Origin of the sequence: Bradyrhizobium symbiodeficiens, assembly GCF_002266465.3 — a bacterium.
Classification (GTDB): Bacteria; Pseudomonadota; Alphaproteobacteria; order Rhizobiales; family Xanthobacteraceae; genus Bradyrhizobium; species Bradyrhizobium symbiodeficiens.
The window spans coordinates 6547325-6563682 of the sequence record NZ_CP029427.2 but is presented as its reverse complement, the minus strand read 5'-3'; the positions used below and the strand labels follow the sequence as shown (position 1 = coordinate 6563682).

The window sequence follows — 16358 nt, the reverse complement described above, 5'->3', positions numbered from 1 at the left end:
CCCGTCCCGCGAGCCCGCGCCCTGATCAGCTACAGCAACGCCATCGAATGCAGCGAATTTCTGTGAAAACCGAAGGCAACAATGCCGGAGAGAAGCAGCGCAGTCCCAGTCGCGATCAAGAAAAACGCAAACACTATTTGAAGCCCCTGGTCTTCGTCACGGATGACGAAGACCATAATAGATAAAATTTTACCGACAATCGAAAGGAAGGATTAACCTTACCAGTGCGACCCGGTCGTGACCCGTCGGGCAAAACACCTCAACCCCGTCAAGCTCCCGCCGCGAAAATATTCCACTTTACCGAAATTCGGAATTGCGGCATATTCACGCCATCCCGGCCCGAGGAGAGGGGCGATCGTACGTCGCAACGAACGTGGGCGGGGGGTGCGGTGGACGCGGCTGCGTCGGGCACGGCAAGGCGGGACCAGGGCGGGTGAACTCCGTGAGGTCCTTCTCCGTGCGACGAACGAAGCAGTCGCGTACGGCTAAACCACGTGGTCCTGGCTGTCGTTGCTACAGCCAAGCCTTCGCGAAGATGCATCGGCCAACCGGACGCGGTGCATCGGTTTTCGCGAGGTGACGGAGGCCAGAAGGAATTCGGCTCCGGGGAGAGCGGGCATAGGCCGTCAGCCCATCGCGCAGGGAAGGCCGGGTGTTTCCGGCCCACCTGTTGTCCGCCTGCGCATTTGCGTGTGCAAATTCTTCGCGCAGCGGGTTATGGGTGCCAGCCGGCACCCGGTCTTCCCTGCGCCTTCTTCACAAGAGAGGGCGAAAGAGGAGAGCAGAACTCGGGCGTCTTGCGCCGCGAGAATGCGGCTTCATGCGTGATTTGAGAATCGTGCTGCCCGACAGGGGTGATGGAGAGGCGGGGTGCATGTCGCCCCAAATCCACAACGTGCTGAAAATCTCCGCCTGACGAGCCTCAAACGGTCGTATTTGCGGGTGTGATGTCTTTGCGCGCCTCCGGCGAGGTTCCATAGTGCCAGCAGATGATTTGCAACCGAGGGGCGGGTATCAAATGACAGTGCGCAAATGTTTTAGCGTGGCAGCAGGCTTGATGATTGCGGGCGCTGCCCACGCAGAAGACGTTCCATCCAACGCCGAACTGTTTCGCATGCTGAAAGCGCAGCAGCAGACCATCTCCGAACTGCGGGCCGAATTGAAGCAGGCCAAGCAGGAGCGGCGCACGACTGCTCCTCGCGAGGCGGCTGCGCCGGCAGCCACGCCGACAGGGCGTAATGCTGTAAGGGAGACGGTGGCAGCAGCTCCGCCCGCGCAGGCCTATGCGATGTACAACAAGGGCCCCGCAGTCGTGCCGGCGCGCAACGGCGGCGCCTATGTCGGCGTTTTCGGTGGCGGCGGCAGCCGCGGCGGTACCGACGTCAGCCAGCTCGGCACCGTCTTTTTCGTCGAGGCTGCCGGCGGCCCCCTGGCCGTCGATGCGTCGGGGCGGACCAGCAGCGGTGGTGTCGGGTTCGGTGGCGCGCATCTCGGTTATGAATGGTCATATGGCGCGTATGTGCGGCCCGCGCTGGAGATCGAAGGTTTCTATCTGGCCGGCAACCAGCCGCGCGCGACGCTGATGAACCCCACGGACCGGCTTGCCGAACAGTCCTTCGACAATACTTTCCCGATGCGCACCACGGTGCTTCTGGCGAACATGGTTGTCGGCTTCAACACGCCCTATCAAGGCGTCACGCCCTATATTGGTGGCGGCATCGGCGCCGCCAACGTCTCCATCAACGGCGCCACATCAACCCAGACCAACCCGGTCGAGCCTGGCATCAACCACTTCAACGCACGCCCGGATTCTTCAGCCTGGACCTTTGCGGCACAGGCCAAGGCGGGTGCTCGCTTCGCCCTCGGGAACAGCGGCGCTTATTTGTTCGGCGAGTACCGCTATCTGTATATCGGCGACATGAATCAGGTTTTCGGCTCCACCGTGAGTCCCGGTCATGCTGCGACCAGCCCGTGGACGGCCAGCTTCGGCGGCACGTCCCACCATCTGGCGGCCGGCGGCATCGGCTTTGGTTTCTAGTCGAGCTTGAGCCTTGTGAGAACCGGCGAGGGGCGGACGACGCATCTTGCCCCTTCGGGGCCTCGCAAAAGGCTCTGCGGAGAGAACTGAACAGAAGAAGGCGAATTGCTGAAGAAAATGGTGCTGCCAGACAGGATTGAACTGTCGACCTCTCCATTACCAATGGAGTGCTCTACCACTGAGCTACGGCAGCATGTGCTGGTGAAGAATCGGGCGCCCGAGGGGGCGCTACCAAGCGGGGCGATATCTGCCACAAGCCCCCCTCCGGTGCAAGCTTGCTCGGCCGGTCAAACCGAGAAAATCGGGCCGATATCGGGGCCAAAATGCCCGTTTCGGCGCGAAACCTCCGACTTTTCGGCGATTCGGGCTCCGATATCCCCCGCCAAATGGTCAGTTGCTCCAGGCATCGGATTCGATCCAATTCGCGTTTCGCACGAATGGATCGCGCTCGCCTCTTGAGCTGTCGCCATTCGGTGGCATCCTGCCGTCGACCGATGTGATGGACCCGTGATGGCCGACGAGACCGACAAGAGCACAAACCAGGCGAGGACGTCCCGGGACGACCGCCTGAAATCGGCGCTGCGTGAAAACCTCAAGCGGCGCAAGCTGCAGGCGCGCGAACGCGCCGCGGGCACGGAGCCCTCGCAGAATGAAGATGGTTCCCTAAATGAGGGGGCCGCCGGCAAAGCCGGCACCTGGAATTCGGAATGAGCGAGAATGACGATGGGGCAGAACGGACAGCAACCAAATGACGGTGAGGCGCGGATGTCGCGCTTCAGCCGCCCCGAGCAGACCTTTCCGACGCTGACGCCCGCCGAGATCGAGCGCATCAGGCATTTCGGTGAAGTCCGCAGCTATGCCGACGGCGAGTTCCTGTTCGAGACCGGCAAGCCCGGGCCCGGCATGTTCGTGGTGCTGAAGGGCCATGTCGCCATCACCCAGCGCGACGGTCTCGGCCACGTCACCCCTGTCATCGACCAGGGACCGGGGCAATTCCTCGCCGAGCTCAGCCAGCTCTCGGGACAGCCGGCACTGGTCGACGGCCGCGCCGAGGGCGATGTCGAGACGCTGCTGTTGCCGCCGGAGCGCTTGCGTGCGCTGCTGGTCGCCGAGGCGGAACTCGGCGAGCGCATCATGCGCGCGCTGATCCTGCGCCGGGTCAATCTGATCCAGGACGGCATGGGCGGTCCGGTGCTGATCGGTCCGTCGAACTCCGCCGGCGTGGTGCGATTGCAGGGCTTTCTCACCCGCAACGGTCTGCCGCATCATCTGCTCGATCCCGCAAGGGATCGCGACGCCGCCGAGGTCATCGCGCGCTATTCACCGAAGCCGGAAGACTGGCCGCTGGTCGTTGCCGCCAACGGCGCCGTGCTGCGCAATCCCAACGAGACCGAACTTGCCCGCGCCATCGGCATGATCGGCGGCGCCAAGGACGATCGCATCTATGACGTTGCAGTCGTCGGCTGCGGCCCGGCCGGGCTCGCCACCGCCGTGTACGCAGCGTCGGAAGGATTGTCCGTCGCGGTGCTCGATACCCGCGCCTTCGGTGGCCAGGCCGGCGCCAGCGCGCGCATCGAGAATTATCTGGGCTTTCCGACCGGCATTTCGGGCCAGGCCCTGACTGCGCGCGCCTTCACCCAGGCGCAGAAATTCGGCGCCGACATCATGATTCCCGTGACGGCGAATTCGCTCGATTGCACGCGCAAGGATGGCGCCTTCGCTGTCGCGCTCGACGGCAGCAATCCCTTGCGTTCGCGTTCGATCGTAGTCGCCAGCGGCGCGCGCTATCGCCGGCCGGAGATCGACAATCTCGACAAGTTCGAAGGACGCGGCGTCTGGTATTGGGCCTCGCCGGTCGAGGCGAAGCTGTGCGCCGGCGAGGAGGTCGCGCTGGTCGGTGCCGGCAATTCGGCGGGCCAAGCCGCGGTGTTCCTGTCGGGTCACGCCAAGAAAGTCCTGATGATCATCCGCGGCGGTGGCTTGGGAGCCAGCATGTCGCGCTATCTCATCGAGCGCATCGAAGCGACCCCGAACATCGAATTGATGTTCAACACCGAGATCACGGCGCTCGAGGGCGACGAGGCCGCGCTGCTGCGGCGCATCCGCTGGAAGAGCCGGCTGTCCGATGACGAGGATTCTGCCGACATCCGCAATCTGTTCCTGTTCGTCGGCGCCGATCCCGCCACCTCCTGGCTCGACGGCTGCGGCGTGACGCTAGATCGCGGCGGCTTCGTCGTGACCGGCGCGCAGTCCGAGCAGAATCAGGGCAGGCTGGTGGCGCCGCTCGAGACGTCGGTGCCCGGCGTCTATGCCGTCGGCGACGTCCGCTCCGGCTCGGTCAAGCGGGTCGGCGGCGCCATCGGCGAGGGCGCCCAAGTGGTGGCCTCCCTGCACGGCTATCTCGGCGACGCCGCAAAACCGGCGCTATAGAGCACGATCCGGAAAAGTGTGAAGCGGTTTTCCGGCAAGATCGTGCTCAAAGAAATAAGTCAAGGACAAGACAAGGTAATGGCAAGTCGAATGAGGCTTGCGGTTTTGCCGGCAACTGCAGACTATCTCCTCATCCTGAGGAGCGCGTAGCGCGTCTCGAAGGATGATGGCCCGGATGCAACAGCCGGGCCTGCATGGTTCGAGACGGCGCTCGCGCGCCTCCTCACCATGAGGGTCTAAAGACAACAAACTCAACGGGAGGACTAAATGGCTGAAATCGTCGTGCTGTACAAAACCCCCAAGGATGCTGCTGCCTTCGACAAGTACTATGCCGAGACCCACATTCCACTCGCCAAGAAACTTCCCGGCCTGAAGAAATACGCCGTGAGCAAGGGGCCGGTCGCATCTCCCGCCGGCCCATCCGGAATCCATCTCGTTGCCATTCTCACCTTCGACAGCGTGGCCGACATCCAGAAGGCTTTCGGCAGCGAAGAGGGCAAGGCGACCGGCGCCGACGTGCCGAAATTCGCTAGCGGCGGCGCCGACCTCCTGATCTTCGACACCAAGGAAGTTTGAATTTCCGATTCAACTTTCGTCGAGATCTGCCGTCGTTTGTGACAGCGGTGCAAAAAATTCAGCCATGCGCTTGTCGATTCGCACGATGGCGCATGGCTTCGCACCTGCCTGTGACGACAACGCAGGTGGCAATCCCATGAGGGTCGTAATACTAATCTCCTGAATTTTAATGCCGGACGATTAGGAGACGATACCATGGTCCTTGGCTTGAGCTTGCCCGCCTTCACGTTGGTCCATGTCGTCATCAGCCTGATCGGCATCGTCGCCGGCCTCGTCGTGATGTTCGGCCTGCTCGGCTCGAAGTCGATGCCGGGCCTGACCGCGATCTTCCTGGCTTTCACGATCCTGACCAGCGTCACCGGCTTCCTGTTTCCGTTCGAGAAGCTGCTGCCGTCGCACATCATCGGCATCATCTCGCTGGTGCTGCTCGCTATCGCCTGCTTCGCGCTTTACGGCATGAAGCTCGCGGGTGCCTGGCGCCCGGTCTATATCGTGACCGCGATGATCTCGCTCTATTTCAACGTCTTCGTGCTGGTCATCCAGTCGTTCCTCAAGGTCCCGGCGCTTGCCGCGCTCGCGCCCGCCGTGGCGCCGGCGCCGCCGTCGGGCCCCGTGTTCGCGGCGGTGCAGGGCGTCGTGCTGGTGTTCTTCGTCGTGCTCACCATCGGTGCCTGGCGTCGCTTCAAGCCGATGGCATTTGCCTGATCACACGATTCTCAACGTCCCGGTCGATGCGAGGCGTCGCATTCGGGATCGCGCGCGATTACCTGCGCAACGCGGCGCGTGCCTGTTCACGCGTAACGCAATCGAACTGCACTGAAAGAGAGCGATCATGCCCACCATCACCACCAAAGACGGCGTCGAGATCTTCTACAAGGACTGGGGCAGTGGCCAGCCGATCGTGTTCAGCCATGGCTGGCCGTTGTCGGCCGATGACTGGGACGCGCAGATGATTTTCTTCGCCAACAACGGCTATCGCGTCATCGCCCATGACCGCCGCGGCCATGGCCGCTCGTCGCAGGTTTCCGACGGCCACGACATGGATCACTATGCCGACGATCTCGCGGCCGTCACCGCGCATCTCGACCTCAAGAACGCCATCCATGTCGGCCATTCCACCGGCGGCGGCGAAGTCGTGCACTACATCGCGCGCCATGGCGAGAGCCGGGTGGCGAAGGCGGCGATCCTCTCCGCGGTGCCGCCGCTGATGGTGCAGACCGTGGCCAATCCCGGCGGCCTGCCGAAGAGCGTGTTCGACGATCTGCAGAAGCAGCTCGCCGCCAGCCGCACGCAATTCTATCGCGACCTCCCTGCCGGCCCGTTCTACGGCTACAACCGTCCCGGCGCAAAGCCCTCGGAAGCGGTGATCCAGAACTGGTGGCGCCAGGGCATGATGGGCGGCGCCAAGGCGCATTACGACGGCATCGTCGCGTTCTCGCAGACCGACTTCACCGAGGATCTGAAGAAGATCACCGTGCCGGTGCTGGTGATGCACGGCGACGACGATCAGATCGTGCCCTACGCCGATTCCGCGCCGCTGTCGGCCAAGCTGCTGAAGAAGGGCACGCTGAAGACCTACAAGGGTTTCCCGCACGGTATGCCGACCACGCACGCCGAAACCATCAACGCCGACCTGCTGGCGTTCTTCAAGGAGTAAGGCGCCTCACGTCAAGATCGCCCTGATCGCACGGAAACGCCGGCCGGTGTATCCTTGCGACAGGGCGGTCGCCGCATGAGCGGCGATGCCCTTGGGGACATCCGGATGCGAGTCATCATCTTCGGCGCGACCGGCATGGTCGGGCAGGGCGTCTTGCGCGAATAACTGGTCGAAGCCGGCATCGACCGTGTGCTCGGGCTGCACGGCGCCCGGTCCAGGACCGCCTGGGTGCAGGCGGTCTATTCCGCAACCCGGCCGCTCTGGCCGGTGCTGCGCCGGATCTTGCCGCGGCTGGTCACCTCGACCGGGCAGATCGGCCGCGCCATGATCCGGGTCGCCCGCGAGGGGTATCCGCGGAAGGTGCTGGAGATGGCGGATATCAATAGCCTCTAGCCAGCCGGCCCGTTAGTTTGAGCGGAAATTTCGGCGCCGGTCCGCGTTGAGCCCCGTCCATTCCGAAGGAGAAGCGTCGGCGATGTCGCCCCAGCTCAAACTGATCGCCCTCGACGCCGACGATCTCGCCGTGATCTCGACCCATGTCCAGGATGCCCGGGTCCAGGTCTCCGACATCATCTGGCGGCAGAGCGAGAAGCGGCTCGTGGTCGGTCTGAGCCGGCTGGACTGGGAGCAGACGCTGGGAGGACAGACCGAGCCGCGCCGGCTCGTCTCTGCGCTCCGCTTCGACCGCGTCCTCGCCTGCAAGGCTCGCAACATCGACCTGGCTGCGCCCGAGAAGGTCATGGACCTCGTCGGCATCGAGTTTCACCCGAGGGACGGGCGCGAGGCGGAGCCCGGCGGCAGCGCCCTGCTGTTGTTCGCGGAAGGCGGCGCCGTCCGGCTCGACGTCGAATGCCTGGAATGCGAGCTGACCGACCTCGGGGACGACACGCTGGGGACGGGGCTGGAGATCGAGGGGGAGCTGTGAAGCCCCCGGTATACCAGCCGCACCGGCTCAAGCCTGCGCCAGAACGGCGGCTTGCGAGGGTTGACGCCGCTTCCCCGCCGCGCCATTGAGCAGGGGACCTGGTGCGCCAATCGCCCCAAGACCAGCCAGAAGCCAAGCCTGACATGCCCGTTCGCCTCGACCGCAGCAGCGCCGATTTTGACCAGCGATTCGCGGCCTTCCTCGCCGCCAAGCGCGAGATCTCGGCCGACGTCGAGGCCGCCGCGCGCGCAATCGTCGACGACGTGGCCAGGCGGGGCGATGCCGCGCTGCTGGAGGCGACCGCCAAGTTCGACCGCCTGAAGCTGGACGCATCCGGCCTGCGCGTGACCGCTGATGAGATCGAGACCGCGACCAAGGCCTGCGAGCCTGCGACGCTGGATGCGCTCAAGCTCGCGCGGGATCGCATCGAGACCTATCACCGCCGCCAACTGCCGCAGGACGAGCGCTTCACCGATCCGCTCGGCGTCGAGCTCGGCTGGCGCTACACCGCGATCGAATCCGCCGGCCTCTATGTGCCCGGCGGCACCGCGGCCTATCCGTCCTCGGTGCTGATGAACGCGGTGCCTGCAAGGGTCGCCGGCGTCTCGCGTCTGGTGATGGTGGTGCCGTCACCCGACGGCAAGCTCAATCCACTGGTGCTGGCGGCGGCGTATCTCGGCGGCGTCACCGAGATCTACCGTGTCGGCGGCGCACAGGCCGTGGCCGCCCTGGCGCACGGCACCGCGACGATCGCGCCGGTCGCCAAGATCGTCGGCCCGGGCAATGCCTATGTCGCCGCGGCCAAGCGGCTGGTGTTCGGCAAGGTCGGCATCGACATGATCGCAGGTCCCTCCGAGGTGCTGGTGATCGCCGACGACACCGGCAATGCCGACTGGATCGCCGCCGATCTCCTGGCGCAGGCCGAACACGATGCCAGCGCGCAATCCATCCTGATCACCGATTCCGCGCGCCTTGCCGCCGACGTCGAGAAGGCGGTCGAGGCGCAGCTGAAGACATTGCCGCGCGCGGCGATCGCAGGCAGCTCCTGGGCGGATTTCGGCGCCATCATCATGGTGAAGAACCTCACCGACGCCATTCCGCTCGCGGACGCCATTGCCGCCGAGCATCTCGAGATCATGACCGTGGATCCCGACGCGTTGGCGGCGAAGATCCGCAATGCCGGCGCGGTATTCCTCGGGCCGCATACGCCGGAGGCGATCGGCGACTATGTCGGCGGCTCCAACCACGTGCTGCCGACGGCGCGCTCGGCGCGATTCTCCTCAGGGCTCTCGGTACACGACTTCATCAAGCGCACCTCGATCCTGAAATGCGGCCCGGATCAGCTGCGTGCGCTCGGACCTGCCGCGATGACGCTCGGCAAGGCCGAGGGGCTGGACGCCCATTCGCGTTCGATTGGATTGCGCCTCAATCTGTCATGACAGAGCTGCCTGAACAGGACGACTCCAGCAATCGCATCGTCGGCGTCACGCTCGACGAGGACTCGATCGGCCGTTCCGGGCCCGACATCGAGCATGAGCGCGCGATCGCGATCTACGACCTGATCGAGCAGAACCTGTTCGCGCCCGAGGGCGCCGAGGGAAGGGGCCCGTTCACGCTGCATATCGGCATCACCGGTAATCGCCTGATGTTCGACATCCGCCGCGAGGACGGCACGCCCGTGGTCGCGCATCTGCTGTCGCTGACGCCGTTCCGGCGGATCGTGAAGGACTATTTCATGATTTGCGACAGCTATTACCAGGCGATCCGCACCGCGACCCCCGACAAGATCGAGGCCATCGACATGGGCCGCCGCGGCATCCATGACGAGGGATCGCGCACGCTGCAGGAGCGGCTGAAGGGCAAGGTGCGGGTCGACTTCGAGACATCGCGCCGGCTGTTCACGCTCATCACCGTCCTTCATTGGAAAGGATAATCGCGGATGGCTGCGCCTCCACGCGCAAGCAATCCGCAGTCCGTGCTATTCGCCTGCGCGATGAACAGCGTGCGCTCGCCGATGGCCGAGAGCCTGCTGCAGCACATGTTTCCGCAAGGGCTCTACGTGAAGTCGGCGGGAACGCGGAAGGGCGAGCTCGATCCGTTCGCGGTGTCCGTGATGGCCGAGCTCGGCCAGGACATCTCCGCCCACAAGCCGCAGACCTTCGAGGAGCTGGAGGATTGGGAGGGGCTGAATTTCGACCTCATCATCACGCTCTCGCCGGAGGCGCACCACAAGGCGCTGGAGCTGACGCGGACGCTCGCGGCGGATGTCGAATATTGGCCGACGCAGGATCCCACCACCATCGAGGGCAGCCGCGACCAGAAGCTCGCCGCCTATCGCGACGTCTGCGACCAGCTCTTGATGCGCATCCGCAGGCGCTTCGCGAAATTGGGCTCGGCGCCGGTCTGACACGAGGAGCCGTGCGTAACACCCGCGTCACAGAGCGTAGGCAGATGCGTGGTGGGGAGCCTCGAATCACCAAACCTCCGGTTCCCGGGTTGTGAAACCGGCCCCCTTCCGATAGGTTCCGCGCGCAATTCACCCCCTGCTCATCCCCCAAATCACCTGATGCTTGGCCGCCCCAAATTCGTACTTGCCTCCGGTTCGCCGCGGCGCCTGTCGCTGCTCAACCAGGCCGGCATCGAGCCGGACGCGCTCCGCCCGGCCGACGTCGACGAGACGCCGAAGCGGGGCGAGCTGCCGCGCGCCTGCGCCAATCGTCTTGCGCGGGCCAAGGCCGATGCGGCGCTGAAATCGGTGCAGCTCGACGACGAGCTGCGCGGCGCCTTCATCCTCGCCGCCGACACGGTGGTGGCAGTCGGCCGCCGGATCCTGCCCAAGGCCAATCTCGTGGACGAAGCCGCGCAGTGCCTGCGGCTGCTGTCGGGCCGCAACCACCGCGTCTACACCGCGATCACCCTGGTGACGCCGCGCGAGGCGTTCCGTCAGCGCCTGGTCGAGACCCGCGTCCGCTTCAAGCGCCTCTCGGAGGACGACATCCAGGCCTATATCGGCTCCGGCGAATGGCGCGGCAAAGCCGGCGGCTACGCCGTGCAGGGCATCGCCGGCTCCTTCGTGGTGAAGATGGTGGGGTCCTACACCAACGTCGTCGGCCTGCCGCTCTACGAGACCACCACGCTGCTCGGCGGCGAGGGCTTTCCGATCCGCTTCGGCTGGCTCAACGCGACCGCCATTTGAGCCGGCAAGCTGCGGCCCAACAAAATCGCGAAAACAACCCCATGCACCGTAGAATGGCCTGACGGTGCGCACGCGCCCGCCGCCCGCGGAACCCGTTGCCCGACAGGCTCTTGAACCCTTTCACCCCGTGCAAGCCGCAGACATCATGGACGACCACGTCAAAAAGCCCGCCAGCCCGCTCAGAACCTGCCCGATCTGCGGCAAGCCGCAGTCCGAGGCCACCCGCCCATTCTGCTCCCCGCGCTGCCGCGACGTCGATTTGAACCGCTGGCTGAAAGGCTCCTACGTCATCCCCGGCCGCGACGACGACGTCGACGACCTCGAATAATTAATAATATCAATATCTTGCCGGATCGTGCACCCCGCCGCGCGCCAGCCGGGGCAGCTTGTGCACAGCCGGGCCGCGCCCGGCGGAGCCTCTTGGCGAAGCCGGGTGGACAGGCCGCCCAGAGCCCACTATAAACCGCCCGCTCGATGGGCTTTGGCCCCTCTCTAGGAGCACGCCCAGGTAGCTCAGTTGGTAGAGCATGCGACTGAAAATCGCAGTGTCGGTGGTTCGATTCCGCCCCTGGGCACCATCGCCCCGGCAAAGCCGCACTTGGTTGCGACCTGTGAAATGCTGGCGGTGTGCGACGCCCAATTCCGCTTAGACTGGATGCGCGTATTTGGGTTCTTCACCCATTTTCGATCACCGCATCCTGACTTAGCCGCCGCATCCAGACGGCCGTATCATGGAAGGCGCTTCCGCCGTTTGGCGGCACCGGATCGTCGCCGATCAGTTGGTTGACGCCAAGTCCTCCCGAGAAATCCGTATTCGGCCAGATTCCTTCGACAATCACGACCCCGGGACGACCGCTCTGGTCGATTTTCGCCGGCAGTTCGAGCCGACCGCGACGATTGCCGATCTGCACGATGTCGGCATCGGCCACGCCTTGGCGCGCGGCATCTTCAGGGTGGATGATCACGTGAGGCGCACCTTCGCGTTTCCGTGAGCTCTCGATTTCCGTGAAGGTGGTGTTGAGGAAGGTCCGCGCCGGCGGCGCAACGAGGCGGAACGGGTGCTCGCTGTCGGCAACTTCATAGTTCTCCATGAAGTCCGGCAACGGTCGCATGCCATGACCGTACGGACCGATCGCGGCCCAATCCGGCTTGAAATGGAATTTGCCGTCCGCGGTCGGGAAACGATCGGTGAAATGAGCGTCGTCGAACGGTTCGGCGCATTCCACCCAGCCGGTGTCGAAGGCCTCCGCCGCCGTTCCCCGCCCCGACGCAATGAGCGTCTTGTCGATCAGATCGAACGCGCTCATTCGAAAGCTCGGATGATCCGATCCCAGCCGCCGCGCGATGCCACAGACCACTTCGTGATTGGTCCAGCTCTCTCGATAGCGGTCGAGAACGCGCGGGCCCGCGGTAATGTAGGTGTGCCCAAGGCCGTAGTAGATGTCGTCCGCTTCGAGAAACATCGCCGCCGGCAGGACGATATCGGCATAGCGAGCCGTCGGCGTCATGAACTGCTCGTGCACGCAAAGGAACAGGTCTTCCCGGCCAAGCCCTTGAGCCACCTTGCGACTGTCCGGGGCCACATTGGCCGAGTTCGCATTCTGCATGATCATCGCGGCGACCGGCGGCCCGTCCTTGAGGGCGACCGGGTCGCCGGTCAGGATTGCGCCGATGCGCGACTGGTCGAGTATGCGGGTGTGGGGATCGCGCATGTCGAGACCATGCGCCAACGTCGTATCGAGGCGCCAGTTGTCGAGCGCGAGAAAGAAAGCGCCGCCGCCCTTGTGCTGCCAGGAGCCCGTGATCGCCGGCAGGCAGGAAACCGCGTGCATGCTGGCGGCGCCGTTGCGCGAGCGGGTGAAGCCGAAGCCGAGTCGCAGGAAGCTGCGCTTGGTCTGCCCGTAAAGCCGCGCGATGTCGACGATCTGCGCGACATCGACGCCGGTCACCTGCGCCGCCCGCTCCGGTGGCCAGCTCTCGATGTGACGCCGCACGTCGCCGTCGAAATCCGTCAGGCGCGTGAGATAGGCCTCATCCGCAAATCCCTCTTTCAAGAGGACGTGCATCATGCCGAGCGCGAGGGCGGCATCCGTGCCGGGGCGGACGATGACGGCGATATCCGCCGCAGCGATGGTCGGCGTCCGATAGACGTCCACCACGATCAGTTTCGCACCGCGCTTGCGCGCCCGCGCGATGTGGGTCATCGCGTTGACCTGGGTGGAGACGGGATTGCCGCCCCACATCAGGATCAGATCGGCCTCGACCATCTCGCGCGGGTCGCAGCCGCGCAATTCGCCGATGCCGGCCTTCCAGCCCGACTCTGCCGGCGTCACGCAGATCGTGGTCTGCTGACGCGAATAGCGGAAGGCGTGCCGCAGCCGGTCGAGACCCCAGCGCTGGATGACACCCATATTGCCACCCGAATGATAGGGCCAGACAGCTTCGGATCCATGGTTCTGTGTCGCGCGGGTGAACCGGTTCGCAATCTCGTCGAGCGCATCGTCCCAGCTGATCGGCGCAAATTCACCCGATCCCTTGGTGCCCACGCGCCGCATCGGCTGCGCAAGCCGGTCGGGATGATGCACGCGTTCGGCATAGCGCGACACCTTGGTGCAGCAGACGCCCGACGTATAGCTGTTCTCGGCGCTGCCGCGAACGCGTCCGATTCTGGTCGACGACAAGCGTTCGACTTCCAGCGCGCAGGCGCTTGGACAATCGTGCGGGCAAGCCGTCTTGACGAAGCTGCTGCTCGGCATGCGCGCCTCAATCGTTGCGGAATTCGGACGACCAATGCAGCAGTCGTCGCTCGACCGCGCTGATCAGATATACGAGACCCACGCCGACCATGCTCAGGATAACGATCGAGGCGAACATGTCTGTCGCATTGAGCGTCGCCAGAGCCGTCGTCAGAAGATAGCCGACGCCGGTCGTCGATCCCACGAACTCGGCAAGCACCACGCCGATCAGTGCGAAGCTGATCGCATTGGGGAGCGATGCGAAGGTCCATGCCGCCGCCGTCGGAATGCGCACGCGCCAGAGGATCTGCGAATGTCGGCCGCCGAGCGTCCGGCAGAAATTCACCAGTTCCTGCTCGACGCTGTTCGCACCCTTGTAGGTATTGAAGAAGACGAGGAAGAACACCATGAACCAGGCGGTCACGACCTTCGAGGCGAGACCCAGGCCGAACAGCATCGTGATCAGCGGCACGAAGGCGATGCGCGGCATCGAGTTCATCGAGACGATGAAGGGGTTGAGCACCTTTGCCCAGAACCGGCTCTGGGCGAGCATCACGCCGACGGCGAAGCCGGACGCGGTGCCGACCAGCAGACCCAGGCCGGTGGCATAGAGTGTCGACGCCAGATGGGGCCAGATGGCGTTCTTGCCCGGCTGCATCCACTGCCAGATGCGCGCGCCGATCAGCGAGGGCCGGCTGATAAAGAACGGATCGAAGATCGTATTCTGCTGAAACCAGGTGATGCGCGTCAGCGCCTCCCAGACTCCGAGCATCACGGCCAAGATAAGAACTTGCGTGAGCGTGATCCGCAAGCCGCCGGCCGAACGACGTCGCGGCTGCATCCCGGATGCGCGGCCCGCAGAAACCTCCGGGCCGGCGATTTGCACCTGGTCGCTGCTCATGCTGCCGCCCTGAACTGGTTGCCGAGCACCTTCCAGACGCGCTGGCTATGAGAGGTGAATTGGCTCGATTGCCGTAACTCGAAGACGTCGCGCGGATAGGGAATGTCGATGACCTCTTCGAGCAGGATGCGGCTGGGCGGCGTCGACAGAACGATGACGCGGCTGGCGAGCGTGACCGCCTCGTCGAGATCATGGGTGATCATCACGATGGTCTGGCCGAGCTCGCGCCAGATCTCGAGCAGCTCGCTGTGCAGATGCGTTTTCGTATGCGTATCGAGGGCGCCAAACGGCTCGTCGAGCAGCAGGATCTTCGGATCCACCGCGAGACTCATGCAAAGCGCGACCCGGCGGCGCATGCCGCCGGAAAGCTGATGCGGATAGGCTTCCGAAAAATTGCTGAGATGCGCGAGCCGCAGCAGCCGGTCGATCTTCTTGTTGGTATCCGGCCTGGCCGCGCCGGCGAATTTGAGGCCGAGACCGACATTCTGCCGCACTGTGTACCAGGGCAGCACCGTGTCCTTCTGGAAGATGTATCCCAGCGACGCCGGCACGTCGCGATCGACGCGCGCGCCGTCGACATAGACCTCGCCGCCGGTCGGCGGCATGAAGCCGGCGATCATGTTGAGGATCGTGCTCTTGCCGCAGCCGGACGGTCCAACGATGCAGACGAACTCTCCCTTCTCGACGGTCAGGGAGACGTCGCCTACGGCCTTCACGATCTCGCCGCTCTTGTTCTCGAACGACTTGCCGACGTGACGAAGCTCGATCATCGCGCTCATGCCGCGCGCGCCTTGCGAACGAAATCCATGTTGATCGCCGCCTTGTACGGAATCTTCGCCATCTGATCGGGCGTGAACTGACGGTCCTTGATGATGTTGGCGAGAAGCGCGTAGCTGTCCTCGGAAATGATGTTGTCCGGCGAAAAGACGTTCTGCTTGTAGAAGGTCAGGCCGCTCTTGACGGTCTCCTTCGGCAGCGAGTTCATGTAGTCTTCATGCAGCAACTCGGTGAGTTGCTCGGGCGAACTTGAATTGATGAGGTTCTGTGCCCTCACAAGGCCGGTGACGGCCGCCTGGATCGCTGCCGGATTCTTGTCGATCTGTTCCTGCAGGACATAGCAGCCGATGCCCGGGACATCGCCACCGAAGGTCGATTTCCAGCTGGCATCGTCGCCGATGCTGAACAGCGGCACCGCCCAGTCCTCGCCCTTCATCTGTTCGAGCATGGCTGACGTCGCGATCGTCGCGGCCACCTGCTTCGATTTCAGCGCACCGAGCATGGTCGCAAAGTCGCCGAGGCCGCGGATATCGACATCCTTGGCGCCGCCCTTCTCGGCGATGAAGACGGCCATCAGCCAGGTGGCCGATTGGAGTTGGGTCACGGCCAGTCGCTGACCACTGAGGTCGGCGACCGACTTGAACTTGCCGGCGTCTTCCTTGCGGATCAGGATGTTCGCGTAGGTAATTCTGCGATCGAGCCCGAACACGACCGTGGTGGGCTTGCCGGCAACGGTGGTGGCGAGGGCGTCATTGACGCCGCTGCATCCCACCAGCACCTGCCCGGCCGTGAGGATCTGCTTGGTGCGAGGCCCGCTCTGGGAATTCAGGTAGCCCACATCGATGCCCGCTTCCTTGAAGTACCCCTTTTTGAACGCGATGTACGGCGCACTGTAGATGGGGTCGATGCCGGCAATGCCGAATTCGAACTTCGCGGAGGACTGTGCTTTGGCTGCGGTGGACAGAACGAAGGGTGCCGCGAGCAACCCTTTGGCGACTTCGCGACGGCTCCACCGACCGTCACCATTTCTGCTCGTCATCTTCCCCTCCGGAACAATCTGCTAACCGGCGAGGCAATCTTCGTGCCTGCCTCAAAATTCAGCAAACAGTAAATTGCGCTGACT

Annotated in this window: 18 protein-coding genes and 2 tRNA genes; 14 read left to right on the top strand and 6 right to left on the bottom strand. The window is 64.2% G+C overall.

Annotated elements, in window-relative coordinates:
• Window positions 1-1018: 1018 nt before the first annotated feature.
• A complete protein-coding gene (locus tag CIT39_RS30915) occupies window positions 1019-2038 on the top strand; it encodes an outer membrane protein (protein WP_244607480.1) in 1020 nt (339 codons plus the stop codon).
• Window positions 2039-2156: 118 nt separating this feature from the next.
• Here CIT39_RS30915 and CIT39_RS30910 read toward each other — a convergent pair.
• A tRNA-Thr gene (locus CIT39_RS30910) sits at window positions 2157-2231 on the bottom strand.
• 317 nt (window positions 2232-2548) lie between these two features.
• Here CIT39_RS30910 and CIT39_RS30905 point away from each other — a divergent pair.
• The 5 genes from CIT39_RS30905 (at window position 2549) to CIT39_RS30885 (ending at window position 6701) form a co-directional block, all read left to right on the top strand.
• The gene (locus CIT39_RS30905) at window positions 2549-2749 is read left to right on the top strand and encodes a hypothetical protein (RefSeq protein ID WP_094976522.1); all 201 of its coding nucleotides are present in this window, start codon (window positions 2549-2551) and stop codon (window positions 2747-2749) included.
• Window positions 2750-2803: 54 nt separating this feature from the next.
• Window positions 2804-4468, top strand: a complete 1665-nt coding sequence (locus CIT39_RS30900) for an FAD-dependent oxidoreductase (RefSeq protein WP_414645230.1) — start codon at window positions 2804-2806, stop codon at window positions 4466-4468.
• A gap of 267 nt (window positions 4469-4735) precedes the next feature.
• Window positions 4736-5044 (top strand): EthD family reductase, encoded by a 309-nt coding sequence (locus CIT39_RS30895; protein ID WP_094976523.1) that lies wholly within the window; start codon window positions 4736-4738, stop codon window positions 5042-5044.
• Between the two features lie 195 nt (window positions 5045-5239).
• On the top strand, window positions 5240-5749 hold the full coding sequence (locus CIT39_RS30890; protein ID WP_162308770.1) for a hypothetical protein: 510 nt from the start codon (window positions 5240-5242) through the stop codon (window positions 5747-5749).
• A gap of 127 nt (window positions 5750-5876) precedes the next feature.
• The gene (locus tag CIT39_RS30885) at window positions 5877-6701 is read left to right on the top strand and encodes an alpha/beta fold hydrolase (RefSeq protein WP_094976525.1); all 825 of its coding nucleotides are present in this window, start codon (window positions 5877-5879) and stop codon (window positions 6699-6701) included.
• A 6-nt stretch (window positions 6702-6707) separates the two neighbouring features.
• On the opposite strand, the gene CIT39_RS30880 is transcribed toward CIT39_RS30885, so the two are convergent.
• Entirely contained in the window at window positions 6708-6905 is a 198-nt protein-coding gene (locus tag CIT39_RS30880; protein WP_244607479.1) for a hypothetical protein, read from the bottom strand.
• A gap of 24 nt (window positions 6906-6929) precedes the next feature.
• On the opposite strand from CIT39_RS30880, the gene CIT39_RS30875 reads away from it, so the two are divergent.
• From CIT39_RS30875 to CIT39_RS30840, 8 genes are all read left to right on the top strand, one after another.
• Window positions 6930-7094 carry a hypothetical protein gene (locus tag CIT39_RS30875; RefSeq protein WP_244607478.1) on the top strand — a complete coding sequence of 55 codons (165 nt, stop codon included), beginning with the start codon at window positions 6930-6932 and terminating at the stop codon, window positions 7092-7094.
• Between the two features lie 82 nt (window positions 7095-7176).
• The gene (locus CIT39_RS30870) at window positions 7177-7626 is read left to right on the top strand and encodes a DUF2948 family protein (protein ID WP_094976526.1); all 450 of its coding nucleotides are present in this window, start codon (window positions 7177-7179) and stop codon (window positions 7624-7626) included.
• A 143-nt stretch (window positions 7627-7769) separates the two neighbouring features.
• Window positions 7770-9065 carry a histidinol dehydrogenase gene (hisD, locus tag CIT39_RS30865; RefSeq protein WP_094976527.1) on the top strand — a complete coding sequence of 432 codons (1296 nt, stop codon included), beginning with the start codon at window positions 7770-7772 and terminating at the stop codon, window positions 9063-9065.
• Complete coding sequence (locus CIT39_RS30860; protein WP_094976528.1) at window positions 9062-9559, top strand: UPF0262 family protein; 498 nt, start codon at window positions 9062-9064, stop codon at window positions 9557-9559. Before hisD ends, CIT39_RS30860 begins: the two co-directional genes overlap by 4 nt.
• A gap of 6 nt (window positions 9560-9565) precedes the next feature.
• A complete protein-coding gene (locus CIT39_RS30855) occupies window positions 9566-10033 on the top strand; it encodes an arsenate-mycothiol transferase ArsC (RefSeq protein ID WP_094976529.1) in 468 nt (155 codons plus the stop codon).
• Between the two features lie 159 nt (window positions 10034-10192).
• Window positions 10193-10822, top strand: a complete 630-nt coding sequence (locus CIT39_RS30850) for a Maf-like protein (RefSeq protein ID WP_094976530.1) — start codon at window positions 10193-10195, stop codon at window positions 10820-10822.
• A 145-nt stretch (window positions 10823-10967) separates the two neighbouring features.
• Complete coding sequence (gene yacG, locus CIT39_RS30845; protein WP_094976531.1) at window positions 10968-11150, top strand: DNA gyrase inhibitor YacG; 183 nt, start codon at window positions 10968-10970, stop codon at window positions 11148-11150.
• Between the two features lie 174 nt (window positions 11151-11324).
• Window positions 11325-11400, top strand: a tRNA-Phe gene (locus CIT39_RS30840).
• Between the two features lie 96 nt (window positions 11401-11496).
• On the opposite strand, the gene CIT39_RS30835 is transcribed toward CIT39_RS30840, so the two are convergent.
• The 4 genes from CIT39_RS30835 to CIT39_RS30820 form a co-directional block, all read right to left on the bottom strand.
• Entirely contained in the window at window positions 11497-13503 is a 2007-nt protein-coding gene (locus CIT39_RS30835) for a molybdopterin-containing oxidoreductase family protein (protein ID WP_334273049.1), read from the bottom strand.
• Window positions 13504-13585: 82 nt separating this feature from the next.
• Window positions 13586-14458, bottom strand: a complete 873-nt coding sequence (locus tag CIT39_RS30830) for an ABC transporter permease (RefSeq protein WP_202975545.1) — start codon at window positions 14456-14458, stop codon at window positions 13586-13588.
• Window positions 14455-15237 carry an ABC transporter ATP-binding protein gene (locus CIT39_RS30825; RefSeq protein ID WP_094976533.1) on the bottom strand — a complete coding sequence of 261 codons (783 nt, stop codon included), beginning with the start codon at window positions 15235-15237 and terminating at the stop codon, window positions 14455-14457. The genes CIT39_RS30830 and CIT39_RS30825 overlap by 4 nt, the downstream gene beginning before the upstream one ends.
• On the bottom strand, window positions 15234-16274 hold the full coding sequence (locus CIT39_RS30820) for an ABC transporter substrate-binding protein (RefSeq protein WP_094976534.1): 1041 nt from the start codon (window positions 16272-16274) through the stop codon (window positions 15234-15236). The genes CIT39_RS30825 and CIT39_RS30820 overlap by 4 nt, the downstream gene beginning before the upstream one ends.
• Window positions 16275-16358: the final 84 nt, after the last annotated feature.